The 24,148-nt window shown below is 69.5% G+C and carries 26 protein-coding genes and 1 pseudogene; 17 read left to right on the forward strand and 10 right to left on the reverse strand.

The features are described from left to right. Entirely contained in the window at positions 1–381 is a 381-nt protein-coding gene (locus tag AC30CM_RS03045) for a rhodanese-like domain-containing protein (RefSeq protein WP_490115340.1), read from the forward strand. Here the strand turns inward: AC30CM_RS03045 and AC30CM_RS03050 are convergent. From AC30CM_RS03050 to AC30CM_RS03060, 3 genes are read right to left on the reverse strand one after another with little or no spacing between them, the layout of a single operon-like run. Then, positions 369–2,072, reverse strand: coding sequence for an alpha/beta hydrolase (locus AC30CM_RS03050; protein WP_490115341.1), 1,704 nt, complete (start codon positions 2,070–2,072; stop codon positions 369–371). The genes AC30CM_RS03045 and AC30CM_RS03050 overlap by 13 nt on opposite strands. Before the next feature lie 9 nt (positions 2,073–2,081). Next, positions 2,082–2,864, reverse strand: a complete 783-nt coding sequence (locus tag AC30CM_RS03055; RefSeq protein WP_490115342.1) for an enoyl-CoA hydratase — start codon at positions 2,862–2,864, stop codon at positions 2,082–2,084. Between the two features lie 9 nt (positions 2,865–2,873). Beyond that, the gene (locus AC30CM_RS03060) at positions 2,874–3,902 is read right to left on the reverse strand and encodes an enoyl-CoA hydratase/isomerase family protein (RefSeq protein WP_490115343.1); all 1,029 of its coding nucleotides are present in this window, start codon (positions 3,900–3,902) and stop codon (positions 2,874–2,876) included. A 182-nt stretch (positions 3,903–4,084) separates the two neighbouring features. Between AC30CM_RS03060 and AC30CM_RS03065 the strand changes: the two genes are divergently transcribed. Further along, the gene (locus AC30CM_RS03065; protein WP_490115344.1) at positions 4,085–4,936 is read left to right on the forward strand and encodes a Bax inhibitor-1/YccA family protein; all 852 of its coding nucleotides are present in this window, start codon (positions 4,085–4,087) and stop codon (positions 4,934–4,936) included. Positions 4,937–5,080: 144 nt separating this feature from the next. Here AC30CM_RS03065 and AC30CM_RS03070 read toward each other — a convergent pair whose 3' ends face one another. Together AC30CM_RS03070 and AC30CM_RS03075 are read right to left on the reverse strand one after the other, a co-directional pair. Further along, complete coding sequence (locus AC30CM_RS03070; protein ID WP_490115345.1) at positions 5,081–6,298, reverse strand: acetyl-CoA C-acetyltransferase; 1,218 nt, start codon at positions 6,296–6,298, stop codon at positions 5,081–5,083. 60 nt (positions 6,299–6,358) lie between these two features. After that, positions 6,359–7,264 carry an SGNH/GDSL hydrolase family protein gene (locus tag AC30CM_RS03075; protein ID WP_490115384.1) on the reverse strand — a complete coding sequence of 302 codons (906 nt, stop codon included), beginning with the start codon at positions 7,262–7,264 and terminating at the stop codon, positions 6,359–6,361. 308 nt (positions 7,265–7,572) lie between these two features. Between AC30CM_RS03075 and AC30CM_RS03080 the strand changes: the two genes are divergently transcribed. From AC30CM_RS03080 to AC30CM_RS03105, 6 genes are all read left to right on the forward strand, one after another. Continuing rightward, complete coding sequence (locus AC30CM_RS03080) at positions 7,573–8,610, forward strand: alpha/beta hydrolase (protein ID WP_490115346.1); 1,038 nt, start codon at positions 7,573–7,575, stop codon at positions 8,608–8,610. A gap of 65 nt (positions 8,611–8,675) precedes the next feature. Beyond that, positions 8,676–10,070, forward strand: coding sequence for a cystathionine beta-synthase (locus AC30CM_RS03085; RefSeq protein ID WP_490115347.1), 1,395 nt, complete (start codon positions 8,676–8,678; stop codon positions 10,068–10,070). 161 nt (positions 10,071–10,231) lie between these two features. After that, complete coding sequence (locus AC30CM_RS03090; RefSeq protein ID WP_490115348.1) at positions 10,232–10,825, forward strand: RDD family protein; 594 nt, start codon at positions 10,232–10,234, stop codon at positions 10,823–10,825. Between the two features lie 35 nt (positions 10,826–10,860). Then, positions 10,861–11,433: an RDD family protein gene (locus tag AC30CM_RS03095; protein WP_490115349.1), complete on the forward strand. Its 573-nt coding sequence runs from the start codon at positions 10,861–10,863 to the stop codon at positions 11,431–11,433. Then, positions 11,430–12,494, forward strand: coding sequence for a DUF2189 domain-containing protein (locus AC30CM_RS03100; RefSeq protein ID WP_490115350.1), 1,065 nt, complete (start codon positions 11,430–11,432; stop codon positions 12,492–12,494). The genes AC30CM_RS03095 and AC30CM_RS03100 overlap by 4 nt, the downstream gene beginning before the upstream one ends. 187 nt (positions 12,495–12,681) lie before the next feature. Continuing rightward, positions 12,682–13,860: a cystathionine gamma-synthase gene (locus AC30CM_RS03105; protein ID WP_490115351.1), complete on the forward strand. Its 1,179-nt coding sequence runs from the start codon at positions 12,682–12,684 to the stop codon at positions 13,858–13,860. Between the two features lie 11 nt (positions 13,861–13,871). On the opposite strand, the gene AC30CM_RS03110 is transcribed toward AC30CM_RS03105, so the two are convergent. The 3 genes from AC30CM_RS03110 to AC30CM_RS03120 all read right to left on the reverse strand — a co-directional run bounded on the left by AC30CM_RS03110 (position 13,872) and on the right by AC30CM_RS03120 (position 15,741). Further along, positions 13,872–14,534 carry a GOLPH3/VPS74 family protein gene (locus tag AC30CM_RS03110; protein ID WP_490115352.1) on the reverse strand — a complete coding sequence of 221 codons (663 nt, stop codon included), beginning with the start codon at positions 14,532–14,534 and terminating at the stop codon, positions 13,872–13,874. A 63-nt stretch (positions 14,535–14,597) separates the two neighbouring features. Further along, complete coding sequence (gene greA, locus AC30CM_RS03115) at positions 14,598–15,092, reverse strand: transcription elongation factor GreA (RefSeq protein WP_490115353.1); 495 nt, start codon at positions 15,090–15,092, stop codon at positions 14,598–14,600. Between the two features lie 226 nt (positions 15,093–15,318). Further along, positions 15,319–15,741 (reverse strand): DUF4307 domain-containing protein, encoded by a 423-nt coding sequence (locus AC30CM_RS03120; protein ID WP_490115354.1) that lies wholly within the window; start codon positions 15,739–15,741, stop codon positions 15,319–15,321. Positions 15,742–15,865: 124 nt separating this feature from the next. Between AC30CM_RS03120 and mca the strand changes: the two genes are divergently transcribed. Genes mca through AC30CM_RS03135 form a run of 3 tightly spaced genes read left to right on the forward strand, consistent with a single transcriptional unit; the run spans position 15,866 to position 17,412 of the window. After that, on the forward strand, positions 15,866–16,732 hold the full coding sequence (mca, locus tag AC30CM_RS03125; RefSeq protein WP_490115355.1) for a mycothiol conjugate amidase Mca: 867 nt from the start codon (positions 15,866–15,868) through the stop codon (positions 16,730–16,732). After that, positions 16,729–16,989: a hypothetical protein gene (locus tag AC30CM_RS03130; protein ID WP_490115356.1), complete on the forward strand. Its 261-nt coding sequence runs from the start codon at positions 16,729–16,731 to the stop codon at positions 16,987–16,989. The genes mca and AC30CM_RS03130 overlap by 4 nt, the downstream gene beginning before the upstream one ends. 51 nt (positions 16,990–17,040) lie before the next feature. Beyond that, positions 17,041–17,412, forward strand: a complete 372-nt coding sequence (locus tag AC30CM_RS03135) for a nuclear transport factor 2 family protein (protein WP_490115357.1) — start codon at positions 17,041–17,043, stop codon at positions 17,410–17,412. 7 nt (positions 17,413–17,419) lie between these two features. Here AC30CM_RS03135 and trhA read toward each other — a convergent pair whose 3' ends face one another. After that, positions 17,420–18,109 carry a PAQR family membrane homeostasis protein TrhA gene (gene trhA / locus AC30CM_RS03140; protein WP_490115385.1) on the reverse strand — a complete coding sequence of 230 codons (690 nt, stop codon included), beginning with the start codon at positions 18,107–18,109 and terminating at the stop codon, positions 17,420–17,422. Between the two features lie 138 nt (positions 18,110–18,247). On the opposite strand from trhA, the gene AC30CM_RS03145 reads away from it, so the two are divergent. From AC30CM_RS03145 to AC30CM_RS03155, 3 genes and pseudogenes are all read left to right on the forward strand, one after another. Continuing rightward, on the forward strand, positions 18,248–19,039 hold the full coding sequence (locus AC30CM_RS03145; RefSeq protein WP_490115358.1) for a (2Z,6E)-farnesyl diphosphate synthase: 792 nt from the start codon (positions 18,248–18,250) through the stop codon (positions 19,037–19,039). Between the two features lie 36 nt (positions 19,040–19,075). After that, a pseudogene (locus AC30CM_RS03150) lies at positions 19,076–19,306 on the forward strand (hypothetical protein); the annotation flags it as partial. Continuing rightward, a complete protein-coding gene (locus AC30CM_RS03155) occupies positions 19,303–19,497 on the forward strand; it encodes a hypothetical protein (protein WP_490115387.1) in 195 nt (64 codons plus the stop codon). The pseudogene AC30CM_RS03150 and the gene AC30CM_RS03155, both read left to right, overlap by 4 nt. Before the next feature lie 48 nt (positions 19,498–19,545). On the opposite strand, the gene coaA is transcribed toward AC30CM_RS03155, so the two are convergent. Beyond that, on the reverse strand, positions 19,546–20,484 hold the full coding sequence (coaA, locus tag AC30CM_RS03160; RefSeq protein WP_490115359.1) for a type I pantothenate kinase: 939 nt from the start codon (positions 20,482–20,484) through the stop codon (positions 19,546–19,548). 30 nt (positions 20,485–20,514) lie between these two features. Here coaA and AC30CM_RS03165 point away from each other — a divergent pair, with 30 nt between their 5' ends. The 3 genes from AC30CM_RS03165 to AC30CM_RS03175 all read left to right on the forward strand — a co-directional run bounded on the left by AC30CM_RS03165 (position 20,515) and on the right by AC30CM_RS03175 (position 24,137). Further along, the gene (locus tag AC30CM_RS03165) at positions 20,515–21,732 is read left to right on the forward strand and encodes a DUF885 domain-containing protein (RefSeq protein WP_490115360.1); all 1,218 of its coding nucleotides are present in this window, start codon (positions 20,515–20,517) and stop codon (positions 21,730–21,732) included. Between the two features lie 27 nt (positions 21,733–21,759). Beyond that, positions 21,760–23,232, forward strand: a complete 1,473-nt coding sequence (locus AC30CM_RS03170; RefSeq protein ID WP_490115361.1) for a glycine hydroxymethyltransferase — start codon at positions 21,760–21,762, stop codon at positions 23,230–23,232. Positions 23,233–23,309: 77 nt separating this feature from the next. After that, the gene (locus AC30CM_RS03175) at positions 23,310–24,137 is read left to right on the forward strand and encodes an acyl-ACP desaturase (RefSeq protein ID WP_490115362.1); all 828 of its coding nucleotides are present in this window, start codon (positions 23,310–23,312) and stop codon (positions 24,135–24,137) included. The last annotated feature ends 11 nt before the right edge of the window (positions 24,138–24,148 follow it).

Raw genomic sequence — 24,148 nt, forward strand, 5'->3', positions numbered from 1 at the left:
ATGTCACGCGTCGACGAGTTGCTGGCGGCGGCGCGGGCGAAGCTGACCCGGGTCGACGCCGCCGACGTCCCGGCGGCCCTCGACCGCGGCGCGATCCTCGTCGACATCCGGCCCGCCGCGCTGCGCGCCGAAGAGGGTGAGGTGGGACGGGCCCTGGTGATCGAACGCAACTATCTGGAGTGGCGCTGCGACCCCACCAACGACGCTCGCATCCCCGAGGCCACCGGTGACGACGTCGAGTGGCTGATCCTGTGCTCGGAGGGCTACACGTCGAGCCTGGCCGCCGCCGCGCTGCATGATCTCGGGTTGCGGCGCTCGACCGACGTCGCCGGTGGCTATCAGGCGCTCAAGGCCGCCGGCGTGCTCGATCAGCTGGTGTAGCCCTGGGCCAGCAGCGGGCGTAGCCGCTCGGTCTTCTCGGGCGTCCAGCCCGGCGGCGACAGCACGGCCGCCCACGCGTTGGCGACGTTGCGCACGTACACGTGCCCATGCCCGTCGGGCACGTCGACGGCCACGGCCATGTCCGCCGAGACCTGGAGGAACGTCACGACCGGGATCCACTCCATGGCAGGCAGCACGTCGTAGCCGCGCGGCTCGCGCAGCCAATCCGGTTCGGAGAACAGCAGATCCGGCGTCCACCACGCAATGGGGTCCGACGCATGCTGCAGGTAGACCACGCGCGGCTGACCCCACGGCTGATCGGGCCGAGCCAGGTTCTCCGGGATGGCCACGAACCGGACGTTCTCACCCTTGTCGTAGATCGGCAACCACTCCGGGGAACCCGCGTCGCGGTTGGCCGTCAGGCCGGTCCAGATGGTGTTGTTGAACGTCGGGCCCGAGAACAGCGCGCCGTCGGTGCGCGCCACCAGGTTGTTCAGTGCGAGGAAGGGGGCCTCTCCGCCGAACGAGCCCAGGCTTTCGCCGAACACCACCAGCTTGGGGCGCTGGTTCTCGGGCAGTTCGCGGACCAGCGCGTCGACGGCCTCGAACAGTGCCTGACCGGCCTGGCGCGCATTCTCCTTGTCCACCAGGAACGACAGCCAACTCGGCAGGAACGAGTACTGCATCGAGACGATCGCGGTGTCGCCGTTGTACATGTACTCCAGGGCACCCGCCTCGGCCTCGTTGATCCACCCGGTACCGGTGGTGGTCGCCACCGCGATCACCTTGCGTTGCAGGCCGCCGGTGCGCACCAGTTCGCGTGCGGCCAGCGCCGCCGTCGCCTTGATGCCGTCGGCGGAGTTCAGCCCGGCGTACGCCCGGATCGGTTGCACGGCAGGGGTTCCGTTGAACTCCGTCAGCTGTGCCACGGTGGGGCCCCCGTTGATGAACACGCGGCCCTGATGCCCCAGCGACTCCCAGCTGACCAACGATTCCGGGCCCCCGGACCGCAACGGCGACGTCGGCGCCGGGTTGTCGGGATCGGTCTCGTCGTTCGCGGCCTCGAACGTGGAGTTGATGGTGCTCATCGCGAACCGGGCCACCACGCCGTTGAGCAGCGCGATGGTCAGCGCCAGCAGTGCCACCACGACGACGACGGCTGAAACCCGCGGCGGGGCAAAACGATTGAGTTGCCGCACCAGGAACCGGACCAGCCTGCCCACCAGCTGCCCGAGTTCGACGAACAGGAACAGGAAGACGATCGACAGCACGGCCGTCAGCGGGTGGTCCCAGAAGGCCAGCCGCGGAACGCCCATCAGATCGCGGACGTCGTCCTGCCAGTGGTGGAACCACACGATCGCCAGCACCTGGCCGACGACCGCCACCACCACCAGCACCACCCACGCGCGCCGCGGCGGCGGCGGGGACGTCTCCCGGGACCGCATGAACCGCACCAGCCACACGCCGAACACGCCGAGGCCATAGCCGATGGCGCCGGCCGACCCGCTGACCAGGCCCTGGAACAGCGGCCCGCGGGGCAGCAGGGACGGAGTCAGCGACAGCCAGATGAAGACCAGCCCGGTGGCCGTCCCGAAGAACGTGTAGTGCCGCACCCACCAGTCGGGCCGGGACGTGGTCGGGCCGGTCGAGGGCGCGGCGGTCTCGGCGGCCTCGATATCCGTGTCTGTCACGGACGAAGATTAACGGTGCTTGAACTCCGGCGTGCGCTTCTCGACGAAGGCTGCCATGCCCTCCTTCTGGTCCTCGGTCGCGAACGCCGAGTGGAACAGTCGGCGCTCGTAGAGCAGGCCTTCGGCCAGCGTGCTCTCGTAGGCGCGGTTGACGGCCTCCTTGGCCATCCGCGCCGCCGACAACGACATGCCGGCAATGGTCGCCGCAACGGCGTTCGCCTCGTCGAGCAGGGAGTCGGCAGGCACCACACGGGCCACCAGGCCCGCCCGTTCGGCCTCCTCGGCGTCCATCGTGCGCCCCGTCAGAATGAGGTCCATCGCCTTGGCCTTGCCGATGGCGCGGGTCAGTCGCTGACTGCCGCCCATGCCCGGCAGCACGCCCAGCTTGATCTCGGGCTGGCCGAACTTCGCGGTGTCCGCGGCGATCAGCACGTCACACATCATCGCCAGCTCGCAGCCGCCGCCCAACGCGTACCCGGCCACCGCGGCGATGGTCGGCGTCCGCGTGGCGGCGAAGGACGACCACGGCTCGAAGAAGTCGGTGCCGAACACCTCGGCGAACGACAGGTCCGCCATCTCCTTGATGTCGGCGCCCGCGGCGAAGGCCTTGGCGCTACCGGTCAGGATGATCGCACCGATGCCTGCGTCGGCGTCGAGTTCGGTTGCGGCCGCGGTCACCTCGGCCATCACCTGGCTGTTGAGCGCATTCAGTGCCTTGGGCCGGTTCAGCGTGATGGTCGCGACCCGGTCGGCCCGCGTGACGAGGATGGTCTCGTAGCTGCTCTCGGACATCGATGCTCCTTACTCGAAGGTGAGGTCGGGGTCGGCCGGCGCGAAGTAGGCGTCGACGTCTGCGTCGGTGCACAGCGTAAGCGTGGCCGGCGACCACGACGGGTTGCGATCCTTGTCGATGACCTGGGCCCGGATGCCCTCCACCAGGTCGTGGGACCGCAGCGCCGCGCACGACGTGCGAAACTCTTGGCGCAGCACCTCTTTCAGGCTCAGGTCGGCGGCCTGCCGGACCGCGCGCAGCGTCACCGCGAGCGCGATGGGGGAGCGCGACTCGATCAGGTCGGCGGCCGCCCCGCCGGCGTCGTGGCGGCGCAGGGCGGCCAGTATCTCGGCCACGGTCTCCTCGGCGAAGCACGCCTCGATCCAGTCGCGCTGGGCGAGCAGCGGGCTCTCCGGCGGTGCCGCCGCGTGCGCCGCGACGGCGGCGGTGACCCCGTCGGAGACCACGGCAGCGGTGAACGCCGCCAGCGCGGCGTGCGGCACGAAGTGGTCGGCGAACCCCATGGCGATGGCGTCGGCCCCGGTGAACGGTGCCCCCGTCAACGCCGCGTACAGGCCCAGCCGGTGCGGTGCGCGGGCCAGCAGGTGGGTGCCGCCGACGTCGGGGACGAAGCCGATACCCACCTCGGGCATGCCCATCTTGGTGGTGTCGGTGACGACGCGGACGCTGCCGTGCGCGCTGACGCCGACCCCGCCGCCCATGACGATGCCGTCCATGACTGCGACGTACGGCTTGGCGTACTCGGCGATCGCGGCGTTCAGCAGGTATTCGTCGTGCCAGAAGGCGCGCGTGTCCGTGCCACCGCCGCGGGCGTCGTGGTAGATCGCGACGATGTCGCCACCGGCGCACAGGCCGCGCTCGCCGGCGCCGGTCAGCAGCACGGTGTGGACGTCGTCGTCACGAGCCCAGGCGACCAGGGTCTCGGCGATCATGGCGACCATGCCATGGGTGAGCGCGTTGATGGCCTTCGGGCGGTTCAGCGTCAGGCGACCGACCCCGCCGTCGACAGTTACTAGGACGTCCTCGTATTCCGTCACGTCCTGCAATCTAGAGCGTGCCGCCGCCGACCCGGCCACGGGGTCGTCTTCGCTGAGAGACTTCACAGTTTTCACCCAGGTGTGGTCGACGGCGGGAACCATGTCTGCGAGGCTGAACGTTGAGGGAGTATTCGGGAGTATTCGTCAGCAGACGAAACCCAAGCACAGGAGAGGATCCGACGGTGCGCGAGAGCAGCAACCCGGTATTCCGCTCGCTGCCCCAGGGGCAGCAGGGCGGTTACGCGCAGTTCGGTACCGCAGCAGGCGGCTACGGAACCCAGGCGGTACACGCCGACCCGTACGCGGCGCAGTACCCCACCCAGCAGCAGCGTGGCGTGTCCCGCCCGCTCACCATCGACGACGTCGTCACGAAGACGGGCATGTCGCTCGCCGTCGTGGTCGTGATGGGCGTGCTGTCCTACCTGATGGTGTCGTCCAACCTGGGGCTGGCCGCGCCGTTCGCCCTGGTCGGCGGGCTCGGCGGCCTGGTCCTGGTGCTCATCGCCACGTTCGGCCGCAAGCAGGACAACCCGGCGATCGTGCTGAGCTACGCCGCGCTGGAGGGTGTGTTCCTCGGCTCGGTCTCGTTCATCATCGCCAACATCGCCTCGGTCGGTGGCGTCGGCATGATCCTGCAGGCCATCGTCGGCACCGTCGGCGTGTTCTTCGGCATGCTGGTGGTCTACAAGACGGGCGCCATCCGCGTCACCCCCAAGTTCACCCGCATGCTGGTCGCAGGCATGTTCGGCGTCCTGGGCCTCGCCCTGGTCAACCTGCTGCTCGGCATGTTCGGCGTCGGCGGCGGTGCGGGCCTGGGCCTGCGTGACGGCGGCGGCATCGCGATCATCTTCTCGCTGGTCTGCATCGCGCTCGCGGCGTTCAGCTTCCTCATCGACTTCGACGCCGCCGACCAGATGATCCGCGCAGGCGCTCCCGAGAAGGCCGCCTGGGGCATCGCCCTCGGCCTGACCGTGACGCTGGTCTGGCTGTACCTCGAAATCCTGCGCCTGCTGTCGTACTTCAACAACGACTAGCGGTCGTCACCCGAGAGCCCGGCACGACTACGTGCCGGGCTTTCACCTTTCCGGGGGCGGGTGGCGCGGACCGAGTGGGAATCTGGCGACGCGTCTCGGCGGCTTGGCGTCGCCAGATCCCACTCGGCGGGGACGGCGCAGCGCCTAGGAGAGGCGCTCCACCACCATCGCCATGCCCTGTCCGCCACCCACGCACATGCTCTCGATGCCGAACGTCTTGTCGTGCGTCGCCAGGTTGTTCAGCAGCGTCGCGGTGATCCGCGCACCCGTCATGCCGAACGGATGGCCCAGTGCGATCGCGCCGCCCGACACGTTGAGTCGGTCCTCGTCGATGCCCAGCTCCCGCGCCGACCCCAGCACCTGCACCGCGAACGCCTCGTTGATCTCGACCAGGTCGATGTCGCCGATCTGCTTGCCCGCGTTGGCCAACGCCTTCTTGATGGCCTCGATGGGACCCAGCCCCATGATCTCCGGAGACAGGCCGCTGACCCCGGTCGACACGATGCGCGCCAGGGGGGTCAGGCCCAGCTCCTTGGCCTTCGTGTCGCTCATGATGACCACGGCGGCGGCACCGTCGTTGAGCGGGCAGGCGTTGCCCGCGGTGATCGTCCCGTTGGGGCGGAACACGGGCTTGAGCTGCGACACCGCCTCGTACGTGGTGCCCGCGCGGGGCCCGTCGTCGGTCGAGACGACGGTGCCGTCGGGCAGCGTCACCGGCACGATCTCGCGCTCGAAGAAGCCGCTCTTGATGGCTTCCTCAGCACGGTTCTGCGACCGCACGCCCCACCGGTCCTGATCCTCACGGCTGATGCCGGTGTGGAGCGCGACGTTCTCGGCGGTCTGGCCCATCGCGATGTAGACGTCGGGAACCAGACCGTCGCCGCGCGGATCGTGCCACTCGGTGGCTCCCTCGGCCTGCTTGGCCGTGCGCGCCTGCGCCTCGTCGAACAGCGGGTTCTTCGAGTTGGGTGCCCCGTCGGCAGCGCCGACGCCGAAGCGCGACACCGTCTCGACGCCTGCGGAGACGAACACGTCACCCTCGCCCGCCTTGATGGCATGGAAGGCCATGCGCGTGGTCTGCAGCGACGACGAGCAGTAGCGGTTCACCGTGGTGCCGGGCAGGAAGTCATAGCCGAGTTCGACGGCCACGGCCCGCGCGATGTTGTAGCCCGCCTCGCCGGCAGGCTGGGCGCAGCCCATCATCAGGTCGTCGATGTCGCGGGCATCCAGCGCGGGAACCTTGTCCAACGCCGCGCGCACCATCTGGGCGGCGAGGTCGTCCGGGCGCATGGTCGCCAGCGATCCCTTGACGGCGCGGCCGATCGGCGAGCGGGCGGTGGCGACGATGACGGCTTCGGGCATGGGGCCTCCTCGGGGGTGCGACCGGCGTCCGACGCGCCGGCTCGACGGCTCGTCCTGAACCTAACCCGTGACCGGAGCGACGACGGGCGCGGGTACGCCCGTGGTGCGCCGCCACAACCGGTTGACCGCACCCAGACGCGACAGCCACGACGTCGCATGCGCCCACCGCGTCTCGAGGGCCTCGTCGTCGGCGGGGTCGAAGTTCCACTCGCCCAACGCCTTGCACAAGGCGGGTAGCAGCTGCTTGGCGGCCAGGTCGTAGCCGGCGGCCGAGGGATGGAACATGTCCGAGGAGAACAGCACGTCGGGCGCCTTGTAGAACTCGGGTGCCAGCAGATCCGAGAACGGGACGGGCACCCCGCCGGCCGCGCGCACCGCCGCGGCCTGGGCCCGCGCCAACCGCAGACCGCGGTTGCGCGCGAACGCCCGCAGCGGCTGCGGGATCGCGGTGATGACGCCGAAGTCGGGGCAGGTGCCCACCACCACCTCGGCACCTGCCGCCTTGAGGCGACGCACCCCGGCGCCCAGCCGTTGCGCCGATGCGCGCAGCCCATTGGGCTTGGTGATGTCGTTGGCGCCGATCATGATGACGGCCGCGTCGGGCGGCGGGCCCGCGACGAACATGGCGTCGATCTGGCCGGACAGTCCCTTGGACGTGGCGCCCACGATGGCCTTGGTGCTCAGCCGGATCCGCTTGCCGGACTGTTCGGCCAGCCCGCGCGCCAGCAGGACGCCGGGCACCTCGTCGGCGATCGCGCAGCCGTAGCCGGTCGCGGTCGAGTCGCCGAACACCATCAGGTGCAGGTCGAACGGGTCGCCGCGTCGCCATGGGGCCACGGGACCGCCGCCGGGGCAGTACACGCCGTCGGCGCGCGGGGGCACGTCCCACGACTTGGGGATGATCTGTCGGGCTTGGTCGGCCTGGCCCACGAGCACCGTACGGGCCCCGTAGTACGCCGATCCCATGGAGGCCAGCACGGCCGCGACGGTGACGGCGAGCGTCGACTTGCGCGGCGCGCGGGGTTTGGGCACCCGGAGACCGGTAGCCCGGAGTCGAGGAGCACGTTCGCTGCCCACGGCATCGAGTCTAGGGTGACCCGCCGATCGGGACAGCCCCGCGGTTGCCGAATGGCGGTCACATTGGCGTCACGAGTCCGGTACGAAAGTGGTTTCCCTGATTGTTGAACGGAACGTGACCTGCCAAGCTAAATTGTCTGGGCTGACTAATGAATTAGCAGGCACGTGGCACTACGACAGCGTGGGAAGTGGTGGCGATGACGGCACCGAGCAAGGTTCACGGGATCACCAGCCCGAGGATCTCCGCAGCTAAAGCACGTAAAACGCGCCGAATCCCGGTGAGCGACGGAGCGCCCGTCGAGATCACCGAGGACGGTCCGAGCGTGGCCGCCAGGGTGTTTGCTCTCGGGGCGATGCTCACCATCCGGCCAACGCTGGCGATCGGCAGCCTCGCGCCGCATCTGCCCTGGCCCTGGGGTGCGCTCGACTTCGTCGCCCGCGCGCTGCGGCCGGCTCCGGGCACCGTGCGCGCCACCATCGGGCTGCCGCACTGTACGGCGCAACTGGTGCGCGCCGCGGGCGTGCTGCCCGCCGACGGCAAGCGCAGCGTCGTGCTCTACATGCATGGCGGGGCGTTCCTGACGTGTGGCGCCAACACGCACGGCCAGCTGGTGACGGCCCTGTCGAAGTTCGCCGACAGCCCGGTCCTGGTGACCAACTACCGGATGATCCCCAAGCACTCCATAGGGCAGGCCCTCGACGACTGCCACGATGCCTACACGTGGTTGCGCGACAAGGGATATGAGCCCGAGCAGATCGTGCTCGCGGGCGATTCGGCAGGCGGCTACCTGTCGCTCGCGCTCGCCGAGCGGCTGCACCTCGAGGGCGAGCTGCCCGCGGCCGTGGTCACCATGTCACCGCTGTTCGAGATCGACAACGACGATCGGGCCCAGCACCCCAACCTCCGCTCCGACGCGATGTTCCCGCCCAAGGCCTTCGACGCGCTGGTGGAGATCATCGAGGCGACGGCCGCCAAGCACGGCGAGGACGTGTACGAACCCCTCGACCACATCGAGCCGGGGCTTCCGCGCACGCTCATCCACGTGTCGGGCTCGGAGGCACTGCTGGGCGACGCCCGCAAGGCGGCACACATGCTGGCTGCCGCGGGCGTCCCGGTCGAGGTGCGCATCTGGCCTGGTCAGATGCACGTCTTCCAGCTGGGTGCCCCCATGGTCAAGGAGGCGACGCGTTCGCTGCGGCAAATCGGCGAATACATCCGCGAGGCCACCTGGTAGCGGGCCCACGGCCGCTCGTGGTGGGTCCTGTCGCCACCGGTCGCCGGGCCTGACACGATGGACTCATGCGGATCGCGCGCCACGTCAGTGAACTCATCGGCAACACGCCCCTGGTACGGCTGAACTCCGTTGTGCCAGAAGGTGCCGGCGTCGTCGCCGCCAAGATCGAGTACCTCAACCCCGGCGGCAGTTCGAAGGACCGCATCGCGGTCAAGATGATCGACGCCGCGGAGGCCAGCGGGGAACTGCGCCCCGGCGGCACCATCGTCGAACCGACGTCCGGCAACACCGGCGTGGGGCTGGCCCTGGTGGCGCAGCAGCGTGGCTACAAGTGCGTCTTCGTGTGCCCCGACAAGGTGAGCGAGGACAAGCGCAACGTGTTGCGCGCCTACGGCGCCGAGGTCGTGGTGTGCCCGACGGCCGTCGCGCCCGACGATCCGGCCAGCTACTACAGCGTCTCCAACCGGTTGGTGTCGGAGATCGACAGCGCGTGGAAGCCGGACCAGTATTCGAACCCGATGGGGCCGGAGAGTCACTACGAGACCACCGGTCCGGAGATCTGGGCGGACACCGACGGCAAGATCACGCACTTCGTCGCGGGCGTGGGCACCGGGGGCACCATCACCGGCACCGGGCGCTACCTCAAGGAGGTCTCCGGCGGCGCGGTACGGGTCATCGGCGTCGATCCCGAGGGCTCGGTGTACTCCGGCGGCACGGGTCGGCCCTACCTGGTGGAGGGTGTCGGGGAGGACTTCTGGCCCTCGGCGTACGACCCGAGCGTGCCCGACGAGATCGTCGCCGTCTCCGATGCCGACTCCTTCGACATGACGCGTCGTCTCGCCAGGGAAGAGGCGCTCCTGGTCGGCGGTTCGTGCGGCATGGCCGCGGTGGGCGCCATCCGCGTCGCCGAACGTGCCGGGCCGGACGCGGTGGTGGTGGTACTGCTGCCCGACGGCGGCCGCGGTTACCTGTCGAAGATCTTCAACGACGCGTGGATGTCGTCATACGGCTTCCTGCGCGACCGTCTCGACGGCAGCCGGGTGCAGCACTCCGTGGGCGACGTGCTGCGCGGAAAGTCCGGTGCGCTACCGGATTTGGTGCACACCCATCCGTCGGAGACGGTGCGCGACGCCGTGAGCATCCTGCGCGAGTACGGGGTGTCCCAGATGCCGGTCGTGAAGGCCGAGCCGCCGGTGATGGCCGGCGAGGTCGCAGGCAGCGTGTCCGAGCGCGAACTGCTCTCGGCCGTGTTCGAAGGCCGCGCGAAGCTCGCCGACGCCGTCGCCGACCACATGGGCCCGCCGCTGCCGCTCATCGGAGCGGGGGAACTGGTGAGCGCTGCGGCCAAGAAGCTGCGCGAGTGCGACGCGGTGATGGTGGTCGAGGAGGGCAAGCCCGTGGGCGTGCTGACGCGCCACGATCTGCTGGGCTTCCTGTCCGAAGGTGCCGCGCTGCGCTGACGCCGGGGCGCGCGGCGCCAAAGCCCCGGCGCGGGACCGCTTCAGCGCGGCGGAGGGCGTTTGACAGCCCGTGACACGATTCGGTTTCACACCACTTCCAGCACGGCCTCGTCGGGTAGGGTTACGACCGCTTGGTCCAGCGAGGAGCACTGGAAGGGTCGATGACCGGTCAGCCGTCACCGTCGTGGGGCAGTGGTCCGCCCTCCGAGGACGTCGCCGCACCCCATCCGGGAGCCTGGCGGGGCGGCGGTGCCGTGGTCGCGAACCCGCCGCGACACGCGTTCACGCCGTGGTCGCGTCGCGTGGTGGCATGGCTGATCGACTACGCGGTGTGCTACGCGATCCCGACGGCCGGCTTCATCGCGCTGGTGGCCACCCGGGAGACCGTCTGCGTCGCAGACGATTCCGCCTACGCGATGGGCGACGTCTGCAGCACCGGCAACACGACGGCGGGTCTGATCTGCCTGGCGGTGTCGCTCCTCCTCGCGGTCGTGTTCTTCGCCTGGAACTTCGGTCGTCGCCAGGGGGTTACGGGCTCCAGCGTCGGAAAGTCGCTGCTCGGATTTCGCGTCGTCAACCAAAATAGTTGGCAGCCGGTAGGTTTCGCGGCCTCGCTCGGTCGGGAACTGGTCTACCTCGTCGCCTACTGGGCCCTCGGGATCCTCTGGCTCGCAGCGGTGCTGTTTCCGCTCTGGGACCACCGCCGCCAGACGCTGGTGGACAAGCTGGTCAAGACCGTGGCGATCCCGCGCTAGGCCTCGAAATGGAAGAACGCGACAGGAGCGCGCCCATGACGCAAGCACCGCTGCCGGGGGCCTACCCGCCCGATGGGTACGGCGTGCCCGCCGGCCTGCCCCGGCAGGCCTACACCCCGTGGTTCACCCGCGTGCTGGCCTGGATCGTCGACTACCTGCCGGTGGCCCTGCTGACCGGTATCGGATACGCGATCGTCGCGGCCACGCGTGAGTGCGTCGACGTGGGTGACGGCTACGGCGACGACCTCGACACCACGCAGGTCTGCACGGCGACCACCAGCGGGTACGTCGGGTTGTACGCGATGGCGGCGCTGGCGTTCGCGTTCGTGGTCTGGAACTACGGCTACCGGCAGGGCACCACCGGATCGAGCGTCGGCAAGTCGATCACGGGATTCCAGGTGGTCGGGGAGCGCACCGGCAGGCCCATCGGTTTCGGCCCGTCCGTGCTGCGCCAGCTCGCCCACGTCGTGGACGGCCTCATCTGCTACATCGGCTATCTGTTCCCGCTATGGGACGCGAAGCGTCAGACTCTTGCTGACAAGATCATGACCACGGTCTGCGTACCGCTGCAAGTACATCCCAACAACCATCAGGAGAGACGGACATGACGCAACCACCTTCACAGGGCGGTTATCCGCCGCCCCCGCAGGGAGGGGGCAATGAGCCTCAGCAGCCCGGCGGTGGTTACGGTGCGCCGCCGCCGCAGCCTCCCGGTGGGGGCTACGGTGCGCCGCCGCCCGGTTCGGGCTACCCGCCGCCTCCGGCCCCCGGTGGGGGTTACGGTGCGCCCCAGCCTGCCCCGGGCAGCGGTTACCCGCCCCCCGGTGGTGGCTTCCCGCCGCCGCCCGCAGGCGGCTACCCACCGCCGCCCGCAGGCGGTTATCCGCCGCCCCCGCCGCCCAGCGGCGGCTACGCGCCGCCGCCGCCCGGATACGGTGCGCCGCAAGGGTTCGGCCAACAGCCCTACAGCGTCGGTGACGCCTTCGGCTGGGCGTGGAACAAGTTCACCAAGAACGCCGCGGCCCTCGTCGTCCCGACGTTGGTGTACGCCCTGATCGTCGGCGCCCTCGGCGGCATCGTGTTCGGCATCGCCACGGCGCTGTCGCCCGACAGCACGAGCACCTACGACTCGTACGACGACGGCTCGGGGTTCTCCTACTCGTACAGCTCCGGTTTCGGCGGCGCCGGCCTCGCGGTGCTGTTCATCGGGTACCTCCTGCTGCTGGTCGTCGTGGCCGCGATCCAGTCGGCCTACCTCGGCGCCGTCCTGGACATCGCCGACGGCCAGCAGGTGACCATCGGCTCGTTCTTCAAGCCGCGCAACGTCACCAACCTGGTGATCTCGACCGTGATCATCGGCGTGCTGTCGTTCATCGGCTCGTTCTGCTTCATCGGCAGTTTCATCGTCGGCATCTTCATGGTGTTCGCGAGCGTGATCGTCATCGACCGGCGCGCGTCGGCGATCGACGCGATCAAGGGCAGCTTCGAGATGGCGAAGAACAACTTCGTGAACGCGCTGCTGACCTATCTGATCCTGCTGGTGATGATCTTCGTCGGCGCCCTGCTGTGCGGTGTCGGCCTGCTGGTGGCCGTGCCGGTGGCCGCGCTGTTCCTGGCGTACACCTACCGCAAGCTGTCCGGCGGCCAGGTGGCTCCGCTGACGCCCTGACGATCGACGGGAACCGGCCCCGCGGATGCCATCCGCGGGGCCGGTGGCGTTCGTCCCCAACGACGACTCTCCCAACGGCGCTCGTCTGCAACGGCTTTCATCTCCGATGGCCCGAGTCGCATCGGCTCGGCGCGACGTGCGGGTGTGCCCGCCCGCCCCGGGATGGCGCCGGACTACCCTTGCCAGCATGAGCGAGAGGCGCAGCGCAGCCGACCACTACCGGGCCTACGGGCCCGCCACCAGGGCGATCCATGCGGGCTACCGGCCGGACCCGGCGACCGGCGCGGTGAACGCCCCCATCTACGCCAGTTCGACGTTCGCGCAGGACGGCGTCGGCGGGCTGCGCGGCGGCTACGAGTACGCGCGCACCGGCAACCCGACGCGCGCCGCGCTCGAGGCGCAACTCGCGGTGGTGGAGGGCGGCGACTACGGGCGCGCCTTCAGTTCCGGCATGGCCGCCACCGACTGTGCGCTCCGCGCCGTGCTGCGCCCGGGCGATCACCTCGTGATCCCCGACGACGCCTACGGCGGCACGTTCCGGCTCATCGACAAGGTCTTCACCCAGTGGGGCGTCACCCACACCCCCGCCGCGCTGTCGGACCTCGACGCCGTGCGCGCCGCCATCACGCCCCAGACCAAGCTCATCTGGGTCGAGACGCCCACCAATCCGCTGCTGACCATCGCGGACATCGCAGGCATCGTGGAGCTGGCCTCGGCGTCGGGGATCACGGTGCTGGTGGACAACACGTTCGCCTCGCCGGCGCTACAGCAGCCGCTCGCGCTGGGCGCCACCATCGTGCTGCACTCCACCACCAAGTACATCGGTGGGCACTCCGACGTCGTCGGCGGTGCGCTGGTGACCAACGACGAGGAACTCGACGCCGCGTTCGGCTTCCTGCAGAACGGGGCAGGCGCCGTGCCGGGTCCCTTCGACGCCTACCTCACCATGCGCGGACTCAAGACGCTGTCACTGCGCATGCAGCGGCACAGTGCCAACGCGGCCCGCGTGGCCGAGTTCCTGGCCGAGCACCCCGACGTGACGTCGGTGCTCTATCCGGGGCTGCCCGGCCACCCCAATCACGACGTCGCCGCACGCCAGATGTCGGGCTTCGGGGGAATGGTGTCGGTGCGGCTGAAGGGTGGCCGGGAAGCCGCTCACCAGCTGTGCGCGCGCACCGAGATCTTCATCCTCGCCGAATCCCTGGGCGGTGTGGAGTCGCTCATCGAGCACCCCGGGGCCATGACGCACGCCTCGACGGCGGGCAGCCAGCTCGAGGTGCCCGACGACCTGGTGCGCCTGTCGGTGGGCATCGAGGACGTCGAGGACCTGCTCGGCGATCTGGACGCCGCGCTGCAGCGGCACTGACGCCGCGGGCGCTACGCCAAGGTCGCGCGCAGCGCCGACGCGGTGACGGCCAGGTTGACCTCGGCCAGACCCGTCGGCGATTCGCCGATCCAGCTGCCGCCCGAGATCTCGGTGGCGCGGGTGTGCACCCAGCGCCAGCCGCGGTCGTTGAGGCTCAGCAGCGCGCCGAGGCCGTCGGCGGCGTGCAGCAGCATGACGATCGCCGCGGTCGTCGGTGCCGGTGGGGTGCGGTCGAACAACGTCGACAGCAGCTGCGCCCGCGCCGGCCCCACCCGATCGCGGGTGCGCAGCGGATAGGCCTCGCGATCGCCGGAACGCTTGCCGGGCAACCGCATTCGTCCGATCTGACCCGTCTGCTCGAGCTGGCGGGCGAGCCGTTCGCCGACGTCGCGGCGCAGCTCGGCGACCGCCTTCTGCGGTGACAGCGGTCGGCGTCGCAGCATGTCGTAGGCCGGGGCGGTGACCGGATCCGTTCCGGCAGTGCCGGTCAGCGCCAGCAGCCGGCCCGCAGGCACCTGCTCGCCCGGCGCGGCGGGCCGGATCAGGCAGGCGTGCGCCAGGTCGAGCAGCACGGCCGCAGCCAGCAGGCGTTCGCGCCGATCGCGTTCCAGGGCCGGACGCGCGTCGGCATTGTCGAGCAGCAGCAGCAAGAGGTCCTCTGCGATGCGCGCCACGCGTACAGACCGTAGAGCAAACGGCCGCCCGGTTGGCAACCGGACGGCCGTCTGCGAGAACTCTTACGAGTGGTAGGGCTCCGCCTTGACCAGCGTGACCTTCACGACGTTGCCGTTGGGCACGGTGTACTCGCGAGTCTCGCCGACCTTGGCGTCGATGAGCGCGCCGCCGAGCGGCGAGTTGGGGGAGTAGACCTCGATCTTGCCGTCGCTGACGCCCTCCTGGCGGGTGGCGATCAGGAACGTCTCGGTGTCCGACTCGTCGCCGTCGTAGTAGACGGTCACGACGGAGCCGGGCAGCGCGATGCCGGACTGCTTGGGTGCCTCGCCGACCTTCGCGGTGTTCAGCAGCTCCTGCAGCTGGCGGATGCGCGCCTCCTGCTGGCCCTGCTCCTCGCGGGCCGCGTGGTAGCCGCCGTTCTCGCGCAGGTCGCCCTCTTCGCGACGGTCGTTGATCTCGGCGGCGATGACGGGTCGGTTGGCGATCAGCTGGTCCAGCTCGACCTTCAACCGGTCGTGTGCCTCCTGGGTCAGCCAGGTGACCTGAGTATCGGTCATGTCGTGGCGCTCCTGTCGTCGTTGCTCGCGCTACTGAAATGTCGCAAGTTGGTGTGTAGCCGCAATCGAGGGCGTCCCCCCGGGCGCAAATGCAGCAATACACGGCTCCAACGCGGAACCGTGTATCGATCCATGATAGCACCGCCGGGTAAGCCGGACTTCACGCTTTCGCCGGCCCGAGTTCGCCGCACGGTTGCCCGACGCCGCGTCGGGGCAGGTCGGAACCCTAGGGTGCGACGAGGTAGGGCGGTACGTCGGTGCCGCACCCGTAGACGTCGCCCGCCACGGGAGGCTTGCTGGTGTGCACCACGGTGGTCACCTGCTGGGTGGTCTGCGACGACGGCGGCACCAGCAGCTCGCGGCGGCCCGTCTCGCTGCCGTCGAGCGACTTGCCGCGCACGATGCAGACCACGGGTTGGGCGGGATCCTCGCGCGTGACGCCGACGGTGACCTCGACGGTCCGATCGTCGACGATGCGGTAGCCGCTCAACTCGCCCTTGACCTCGGCCGACCCCAGGCGCTGGTAGCCGAGCAGGGCGACGCCCACCCCCAGGACCACGATGAACGCGGTCATGCCGATCGCGACGCGCCGCCGCGCGGAGCGCGACAACCGCTGACGTCCGTAGCGGGCGGTGGGACGGTCGATCACGGGAAATCCTGGGTACGTCGGGGACTGAGTTCGGATCGGTGGACCCGAACTGGAACTATAGGACTACCGGATGAGTTGAAAACGACCGACGAGTCCCGACGAATGAATGAGCAGGCAGGCATCAGTGAGTGAACTGCGGTTGATGGCGGTGCACGCCCACCCGGACGACGAGTCCAGCAAGGGGGCCGCGACCACGGCGCGCTACGCCGCCGAGGGCGCCCGGGTGATGGTCGTGACCCTGACCGGCGGCGAGCGCGGCGACATCCTGAACCCGGCCATGGACCTCCCCGAGGTTCACGGCCGAATCCACGAGATCCGCCGCGACGAGATGGCGAAGGCCGCCGAGATCCTGGGCGTCGAACACGAATGGCTGGGCTTCGAGGACTCCGGGTTGCCCGAGGGCGACCCGCCCCCGCCGCTGCCCGACGGCTGCTTCGCGGTGGTGCCCATCGAGCAGCCCGTCGAGGCGCTGGTGAAGCTGGTCCGGGAGTTCCGGCCCCACGTCATCACCACCTACGACGAGAACGGCGGCTACCCGCACCCCGACCACATCCGATGCCACCAGGTGTCGGTGGCGGCCTTCGAGGCGTCGGGCGACTACCGGCTGTTCCCCGAGGCCGGCGAGCCGTGGGCCGTCTCGAAGCTCTATTACACGCACGGTTTCCTCCGCAAGCGCATGCAGCTGATCCAGGACGAGTTCGCCAAGCACGGCCGCAAGGGCCCGTTCGACAAGTGGCTCGAGCACTGGGAGCTGAAGGAGGACATCTTCGACAAGCGCGTCACCACCCGCATCGAGTGCGCCAAGTACTTCGAGCAACGCGACGACGCGTTGCGCGCGCACGCCACCCAGATCGACCCGAAGGGCGACTTCTTCGCCGCGCCCATCGAGTGGCAGCAGCGGCTGTGGCCCACCGAGGAGTACGAGCTGGCGCGCTCCCGGGTGCCGGTGACGCTGCCCGAGGACGACCTGTTCGCGGGGATCGACCCGTGACCGACTCGCTGCTACTCGTCGCGGGCCTGCTCGCCGAGGACGCGCCGAACAACACCGGCCCCGACTTCGGCAAGGCCAGCCCGTTCGGCCTCCTCGTCGTCGTGGTCCTGCTGATCGGGACGTTCCTGCTGGTGTGGTCGATGAACCGGCACCTCAAGCGACTCCCCGAATCGTTCGACCGGGAGCATCCCGAGCCCGACCAGGCAGCCGACGACGGCACCACCGACCCCACCGACGCGGGTCCGTCGCGGCCGTGACGGACCAGCGTCTCGCCGCGACCGCCGGGCCCGCCGTGTAGCGTGCGGCACATGCCGACGCCCGAGCAGATGACCCACACCGTGCACCGCTACCTGGAACTGGTGGCCAAGGGCGCGACCGACGACATCGCCGACCTGTACGCCGCCGACGCCACCGTCGAGGATCCGGTGGGTGGCGAGGTGCACATCGGCAGGCAGGCCATCCACGGCTTCTACGCCAACATCGCCGGCCTGCAGTGCACCCCGGAGATGATCACGCTGCGCGCCCTCGGCCACGAGGCGGCGTTCCACTGGACGCTGACCATCTCGCAGGGCGACGGCGGCTCGCGCATCGACATCATCAGCGTCATGGCGTTCGACGAGGACGCCAAGATCGCCGGCATGAAGGCCTACTGGTCCCCGGAGAACATCAGCGCGGTCTAGATCGCCGTCAGAAGACGGCGAACCACATCGCGATGTAGTGGCAGATCGCGGCGACCGCCGTGCACGCGTGGAAGAACTCGTGGTGCCCGAACGTCGTCGGCCACGGGTTGGGCCACTTCAGCCCGTACAGCACGCCGCCGATGCTGTACAGCGCGCCACCCACGATCAGCAGCACCACCGCCGCGACGCCGGCACCGTCCATGATCGGACCGATGAACCACGCCGCCACCCAGCCCAGCAGGATGTACAGCGGCACGCCGACCCAACGCGGCGCCGACGGCCAGAAGCACTTGAGCACCACGCCCGCCAGCGCTCCGCCCCACACGATCCAGAACAGCACCATGCCCTTCTGCGACGGCAGTGCCAGCAGGGCGAACGGCGTGTAACTCCCCGCGATGAAGATGAAGATCATCGAGTGGTCGGCACGCTTCATCCACTTCCGCGCACCGGGGGACGTCCAGTTCACGCGGTGATAGGTGCCGCTGACGGCGAACATGGCCACGATCGTCAGCGTGTAGATCAGCGTCGCCAGACCCGCTCTGGTGGACTCCACCGACCACGACACCGACACCAGGGCGGCGCCCGCGATGGTTGCCACGATCGCGGAGTAGACGTGGATCCACCCCCGCGCGCGTGGCTTCCCGAGGAACTGGGCGACACCGTCGGCGACGGCCTCGGGCAGATCCTCCGCATACATCCGCGGTGGCGGCTGCTGAGCCTCGTCGGCCGAGTCGAAGGCAGTCTTGAAGGTGGATCCCGTCTTGGCTGTGTTCATCAGTCCGCCTCTTGCTAACCGGCATGGAACAACCCGGATGCCACAGTAGTCTGGATCGTCGTGGAGATCATTCCCCCGCGTCTCAAGGAGCCGGCCTACCGGATCTACGAGATGCGGTTGCGCCACGAACTCGCCTCGGCGCGCAGTGATCTGCCCCGGCACGTGGCCGTCCTGTGTGACGGAAATCGCCGTTGGGCGCGCGACGCCGGCCACGACGACGTCAGCTACGGCTACCGGGTCGGCGCCGCCAAGATCGCCGAGATGCTCCGCTGGTGCCAGGAAAGCGGCGTCGAGATGGCGACCGTCTACCTGCTGTCCACCGAGAACCTGCAACGTGACCCCGCCGAACTGGCGGCGCTCATCGACATCATCACCGACGTCGTCGAGAAGATCTGCGCGCCCGCCAACCGGTGGAGCGTCCGCACCGTCGGCGACCTGGAACTGCTCGGCGACGACACCGCCCGTCGGCTGCGCGAGGCCGTCGACTCGACCACCTCCGCCGCGAACGTCTTCCACGTCAACGTGGCGGTCGGGTACGGCGGGCGCCAAGAGATCGTCAACGCCGTGCGCGGGCTGTTGAGCAAGGAACTCGCCAACGGCGTCACCGGCGAGGGGCTCGTCGACGCCGTCACCGTCGACGCCATCTCCGAGAACCTGTACACGTCGGGTCAACCCGATCCCGACCTCGTCATCCGCACCTCGGGCGAGCAGCGACTGTCGGGGTTCCTGCTGTGGCAGAGCGCCTACTCGGAGATGTGGTTCACCGAGGCGCACTGGCCGGCGTTCCGTCGCGTCGACTTCATGCGCGCGTTGCGCGACTACACCCGCAGGCACCGAAGGTACGGCCGCTGACTCCGTCGGGACCGGTCCGCGTGTCACACTGACCACGTGGCGGCGATGTCCGCGGTGGTCTTCGGCCTGAGCTGGTGGCTCGGCCTGTACCTGCTGGCGCGCAACCCCCGCAAGCCCGTCCTGGCGCTCGCCGCGCTGGGGCTCACCAGCTTCGCCGTCGTCGTCGCCCTCGACGCGGTGCGTACCACGGCAGGCGCGCCCGCCGCCGCACTCGGGCACCTCGAGGTGTACCTGGTGGGGGTGCCCGGCTGGTCTTCCATCCGTTGGCCGGACGGCCGCGGGTGCGGCCCGCCGGCATCGCGATCGTCACGTGCAACGCGGTGTTCACGGTGCTCTTCCTGGGCCTGGCCGTCGCGAGCACGTGGCCGCTCACCGGCTGGGGCTACGCGCTGCTGCTCGGCGGGGCGCTGTACACCGCCGTGATCGGTGGCGTGCAGTACGTGGGCCTCACCCGCTAGCGATTTCGGCGCGCTTTCGTTCGCCTGGCGAACGAAAGCGCGCCGAAATCACAGCTTGCGCAGGCGCAGCCGGTTGATCGAGTGGTCGGAGTCCTTGCGCAGCACCAGGGTGGCGCGCGGGCGGGTGGGCAGGATGTTCTCGATCAGGTTGGGCCGGTTGATCGACTGCCAGATGTCGCGGGCGGCGAAGATGGCCTGCTCGTCGGTGAGCGTGGCGTAGTGGTGGAAGTGCGACTGCGGGTCGGCGAACGCGCCGGCGCGCATGGCGAGGAAGCGCGAGACGTACCACCCCTCGATGTCCTCGATGCGGGCGTCGACGTAGACCGAGAAGTCGAACAGGTCGCTCACCATCAGCGCCGGGCCGGTTTGCAAGACGTTGAGCCCCTCCAGGATCAGGATGTCCGGATGGCGCGTGACGAGCTTCTCGCCGGGCACGATGTCATAGATCAGGTGCGAGTACACCGGCGCGCGCACCTCGTCGGCGCCCGACTTCACCGCGGTGACGAAGCGCATCAGCGCGCGACGGTCGTAGCTCTCCGGAAAACCCTTGCGATGCATAAGGTTTCGGCGATGCAGCTCGGCGTTGGGGTAGAGGAAGCCGTCGGTGGTCACCAGGTCCACGCGGGGATGGTGCTCCCAGCGGGCCAGCAGTGCCTGCAGCACGCGCGCCGTGGTGGACTTGCCGACGGCCACGCTGCCCGCGACCCCGATGATGAACGGCACCGGCCGGTTCGGGTTTTGCTGCGGCTCGCCGAGGAACTCCGACGTCGACGAGTACAGTCGCTGCCGGGCCGCGACCTGGAGGTGGATCAGCCGGGCGAGCGGCAGGTAGACCTCTTCGACCTCCAACAGGTCCAACTGTTCGCCGAGACCGCGCAGCCCCTCGACTTCGTCGGCGCTCAGCTTGAGCGGGGTCGACATGCGAAGGGAACGCCACTGAGCCCTGTCGAATTCGACGTACGGGCTCGGCTCGCTCGTCCGAGACATGCGGTCAGTCTTGCACCTACGCTCGTCGGCATGGACGCCACCACCGTCATCGACGACTACCTCGTGCTCGGTCTGCGGTTCGATCGGATCGAGGAGGGCTACGTCGACTCGTTCACCGGCAATCCCGCCCTGCGTCGTCAGGTGGCCGACGAACCGGCCCCCGACCCCGCGGCGCTGGCGCGCGATGCCAGACGCTTGCTGAAGGAGGTGTCCCAGGTCGACGGGTTGGACGCGCTGCGCACCGACTACCTCGGCGCACACCTGCGGGCCCTCGAATGCGCCGGGCGCAAGTTCGCGGGCGAGGACGTCGGGTTCGTCGACGAGGTGCGCGCCTACTTCGACGTCGACATCGTCAAGGGCGACCAGGACCGCTACCGCGAGGCCCACCGGCGCCTCGACGAGGCGCTGGGCGGCGACGGCCCCCTGGCCGAACGCATGCAGGCCTACCGCACGGGCGAGGAGATTCCCCCGGAACGCCTCGAGGAGTGCATCCACGCGTTCTCCAGCGCGCTGCGCGACCGCGTGCGGGCCACCTATCCGCTGCCGGACGCCGAGACCATCACCTACGAGATCGTCACGGACAAGCCGTGGTCGGGGTTCAACTACTACGAGGGCGACTACCGCTCGACCGTCGCCGTGAACGCCGACCTCAAGCAGCAGATGTCCAACCTGCCGCGGCTGGTGGCCCACGAGTCCTATCCCGGGCATCACACCGAGCACTGCCGCAAGGAAGCCGGTCTGGTGGCCAGGCAGGGCCAGGCCGAGCAGACCATCTTCCTGGTCAACACCCCGCAGTGCCTGATGGCCGAGGGCCTGGCGGACCTGGCGCTGTACGCCATCGTGGGCGACGGGGCTGCGGGTGCGGGCTGGGGCGCGTGGGCCGCCGAGATCTACGCCGATCTGGGCCTGCGCTTCGACGGCGAGCGCGCCGAGGCCATCTCGGCCGCGTCGGCCGCGTTGGCCGACGTGCGCCAGGACGCGGCGCTGATGCTGCACGACGAACACCGCGATCCCGACGACGTCGTCGCCTTCCTCAAGCGGTGGCTGCTGACCAGCGACGTCCGGGCCCGCCAGTCGATGAAGTTCTTGTCGTCGCCGCTGTGGCGGGCGTACACGTCGACCTACGTGGAGGGCTATCGCCTGCTGCGCGGCTGGCTGGACGCGCGGCCGGCGGACGAGACGCTGACGGAGCGGTTCGGCCGGCTGCTCGACGAGCCGCTGATCCCGTCGAGCCTGCGGGTCGCCTGAGCGGCACCGACGTTTAGGCTGGTGTCCATGACCGCAGACGTGACCGCCTCCTCGACGGGCCTCGGCGCCGCCTACGCCGAGACCGCCAGTGCTGCCTACCGCTCGGCCCTCGAGGTCATCGAGCAGGTCGAACCGCGCATCGCCGCGGCCACCCGCAAAGAGCTTGCCGATCAACGTGATTCGCTGAAGCTGATCGCCAGCGAGAACTACGCGTCGCCGGCCGTGCTGCTCACCATGGGCACCTGGTTCTCGGACAAGTACGCCGAGGGCACCGTCGGGCACCGGTTCTACGCCGCCTGCCAGAACGTCGACACCGTCGAGGCGCTGGCCGCCGAGCACGCCCGCGAGCTGTTCGGCGCGCCGTACGCGTACGTGCAGCCGCACTCCGGCATCGACGCCAACCTGGTGGCGTTCTGGTCCATCCTGGCCACGCGGGTGGAGGCCCCCGGCCTGGCCGAGCTGGGCGCCAAGCACGTCAACGACCTGTCCGAGGCGGACTGGGAGAGCCTGCGCGCCAAGTTGGGCAACCAGCGGCTGCTGGGGATGTCGCTGGACACCGGCGGTCACCTCACGCACGGCTTCCGGCCCAACATCTCGGGCAAGATGTTCCACCAGCGCCAGTACGGCACCGACCCTGCCACCGGTCTGCTGGACTACGACGCCGTGGCCGCCGCCGCCCGCGAGTTCAAGCCGCTGATCCTGGTGGCCGGCTACTCGGCCTACCCGCGCCGGGTGAACTTCGCCAAGATGCGCGAGATCGCCGACGAGGTCGGCGCCACGCTGCTCGTCGACATGGCGCACTTCGCCGGCCTGGTGGCCGGCAAGGTGTTCACCGGCGACGAGGATCCGGTGCCGCACGCCCACGTCACCACCACCACGACGCACAAGTCGCTGCGCGGTCCGCGTGGTGGCCTGGTGCTGGCCACCGAGGAGTTCGCACCCGCCGTCGACAAGGGCTGCCCGATGGTGCTCGGCGGTCCGCTGAGCCACGTCATGGCCGCCAAGGCCGTCGCGCTGGCCGAGGCCCGCCAGCCGGCGTTCCGCGACTATGCCCGCAACGTCGCCGACAACGCCCAGGCGTTCGCCGAGGGGCTGCTCAAGCGCGGTGCGACGCTGGTCACCGGGGGTACCGACAATCACCTGGCGCTGTTGGACGTGCAGTCCTACGGGCTCACCGGGCGGCAGGCCGAGTCGGCGCTGCTGGACGCGGGCATCGTGACCAACCGCAACGCGATCCCGAACGATCCCAACGGGGCCTGGTACACCAGCGGCATCCGGTTCGGCACGCCGGCGCTGACGTCGCGCGGCTTCGGCGCCGACGACTTCGACCGCGTCGCCGAGCTGGTGGTCGAGGTGCTGCAGAACACCGAGGCGGCCGCGGGACCCAACGGGCCGTCGAAGGCCAAGTACGCGGTGGCCGACGGCGTGGCCGAGCGCGTGCACGCGGCATCCGGCGAGCTGCTGGCCGCCAACCCGCTGTACCCGGGCCTGCAGCTGTAGGAGCCGTGGCCAATCCGTGATCCGGGACACGCCCGACGGATTTCAAGGAACATGTGAATGCGGGTTACAGTTACCGCATGGCACCGAAGCCCGTCGCCAACGCGCTGACCCGTGAACTCGAGCCCGTCGTCGCCGACAACCTCGCACGGCACCTCGCCACCGAGGAAGTCTGGTTCGCACACGACCTGGTCCCGTGGGACCAGGGGGAGAACTTCGCCTTCCTGGGCGGACGCGACTGGGAACCGTCGGACGTCACGCTGCCCAAGGACGTCACCGACGCCCTCGAGATCCTGCTGATCACGAAGGACAACCTCGCCGGGTACCACCGCGAACTCGTCGAGCACTTCATCCTCGACGAGGCCTGGGGCCGCTTCCTCGGCCGGTGGACGGCCGAGGAACACCTGCACGCCGTCGCCCTGCGCAACTACCTGGTGGTGACGCGGGAGATCGACCCGTCGGCCAACGAGGACGTGCGCGTCGAGCACGTCATGAAGGGCTACCGCGCGCACACCTACTCGCAGATCGAGACGCTGGTGTTCATGGCGTTCTTCGAACGCGAGCACGCCGTGTTCTGCCGCAACCTCGCCGACCGCATCGACGAGCCGGTGCTGAAGAAGATGGTGACCCTGATCGCCATCGACGAGGAGCGCCACGAGCAGCTGTTCGGCAACCTCGTCGCGGCGTGCCTGCAGACCCACCGCGACGAGACCGTCGCCGCCATCGCCGCCAGGGCCGGCGCCCTGCAGGCCGTCGGCGCCGACATCGACGCCTACCAGGACAAGGTTGCGTTGATGGCGTCCAGCGGCATCTTCGACGACGCGGCGCTGCGCGCGGTCCTCGCCGACCGCATCACCGCCTGGGGGCTGGCCGACGAGCCGAGCCTTCGGGATTTCGTCACGAGATAGACACGTGCCGG

The organism is Mycobacterium sp. DHQP2018-32-09 (assembly GCF_058148405.1).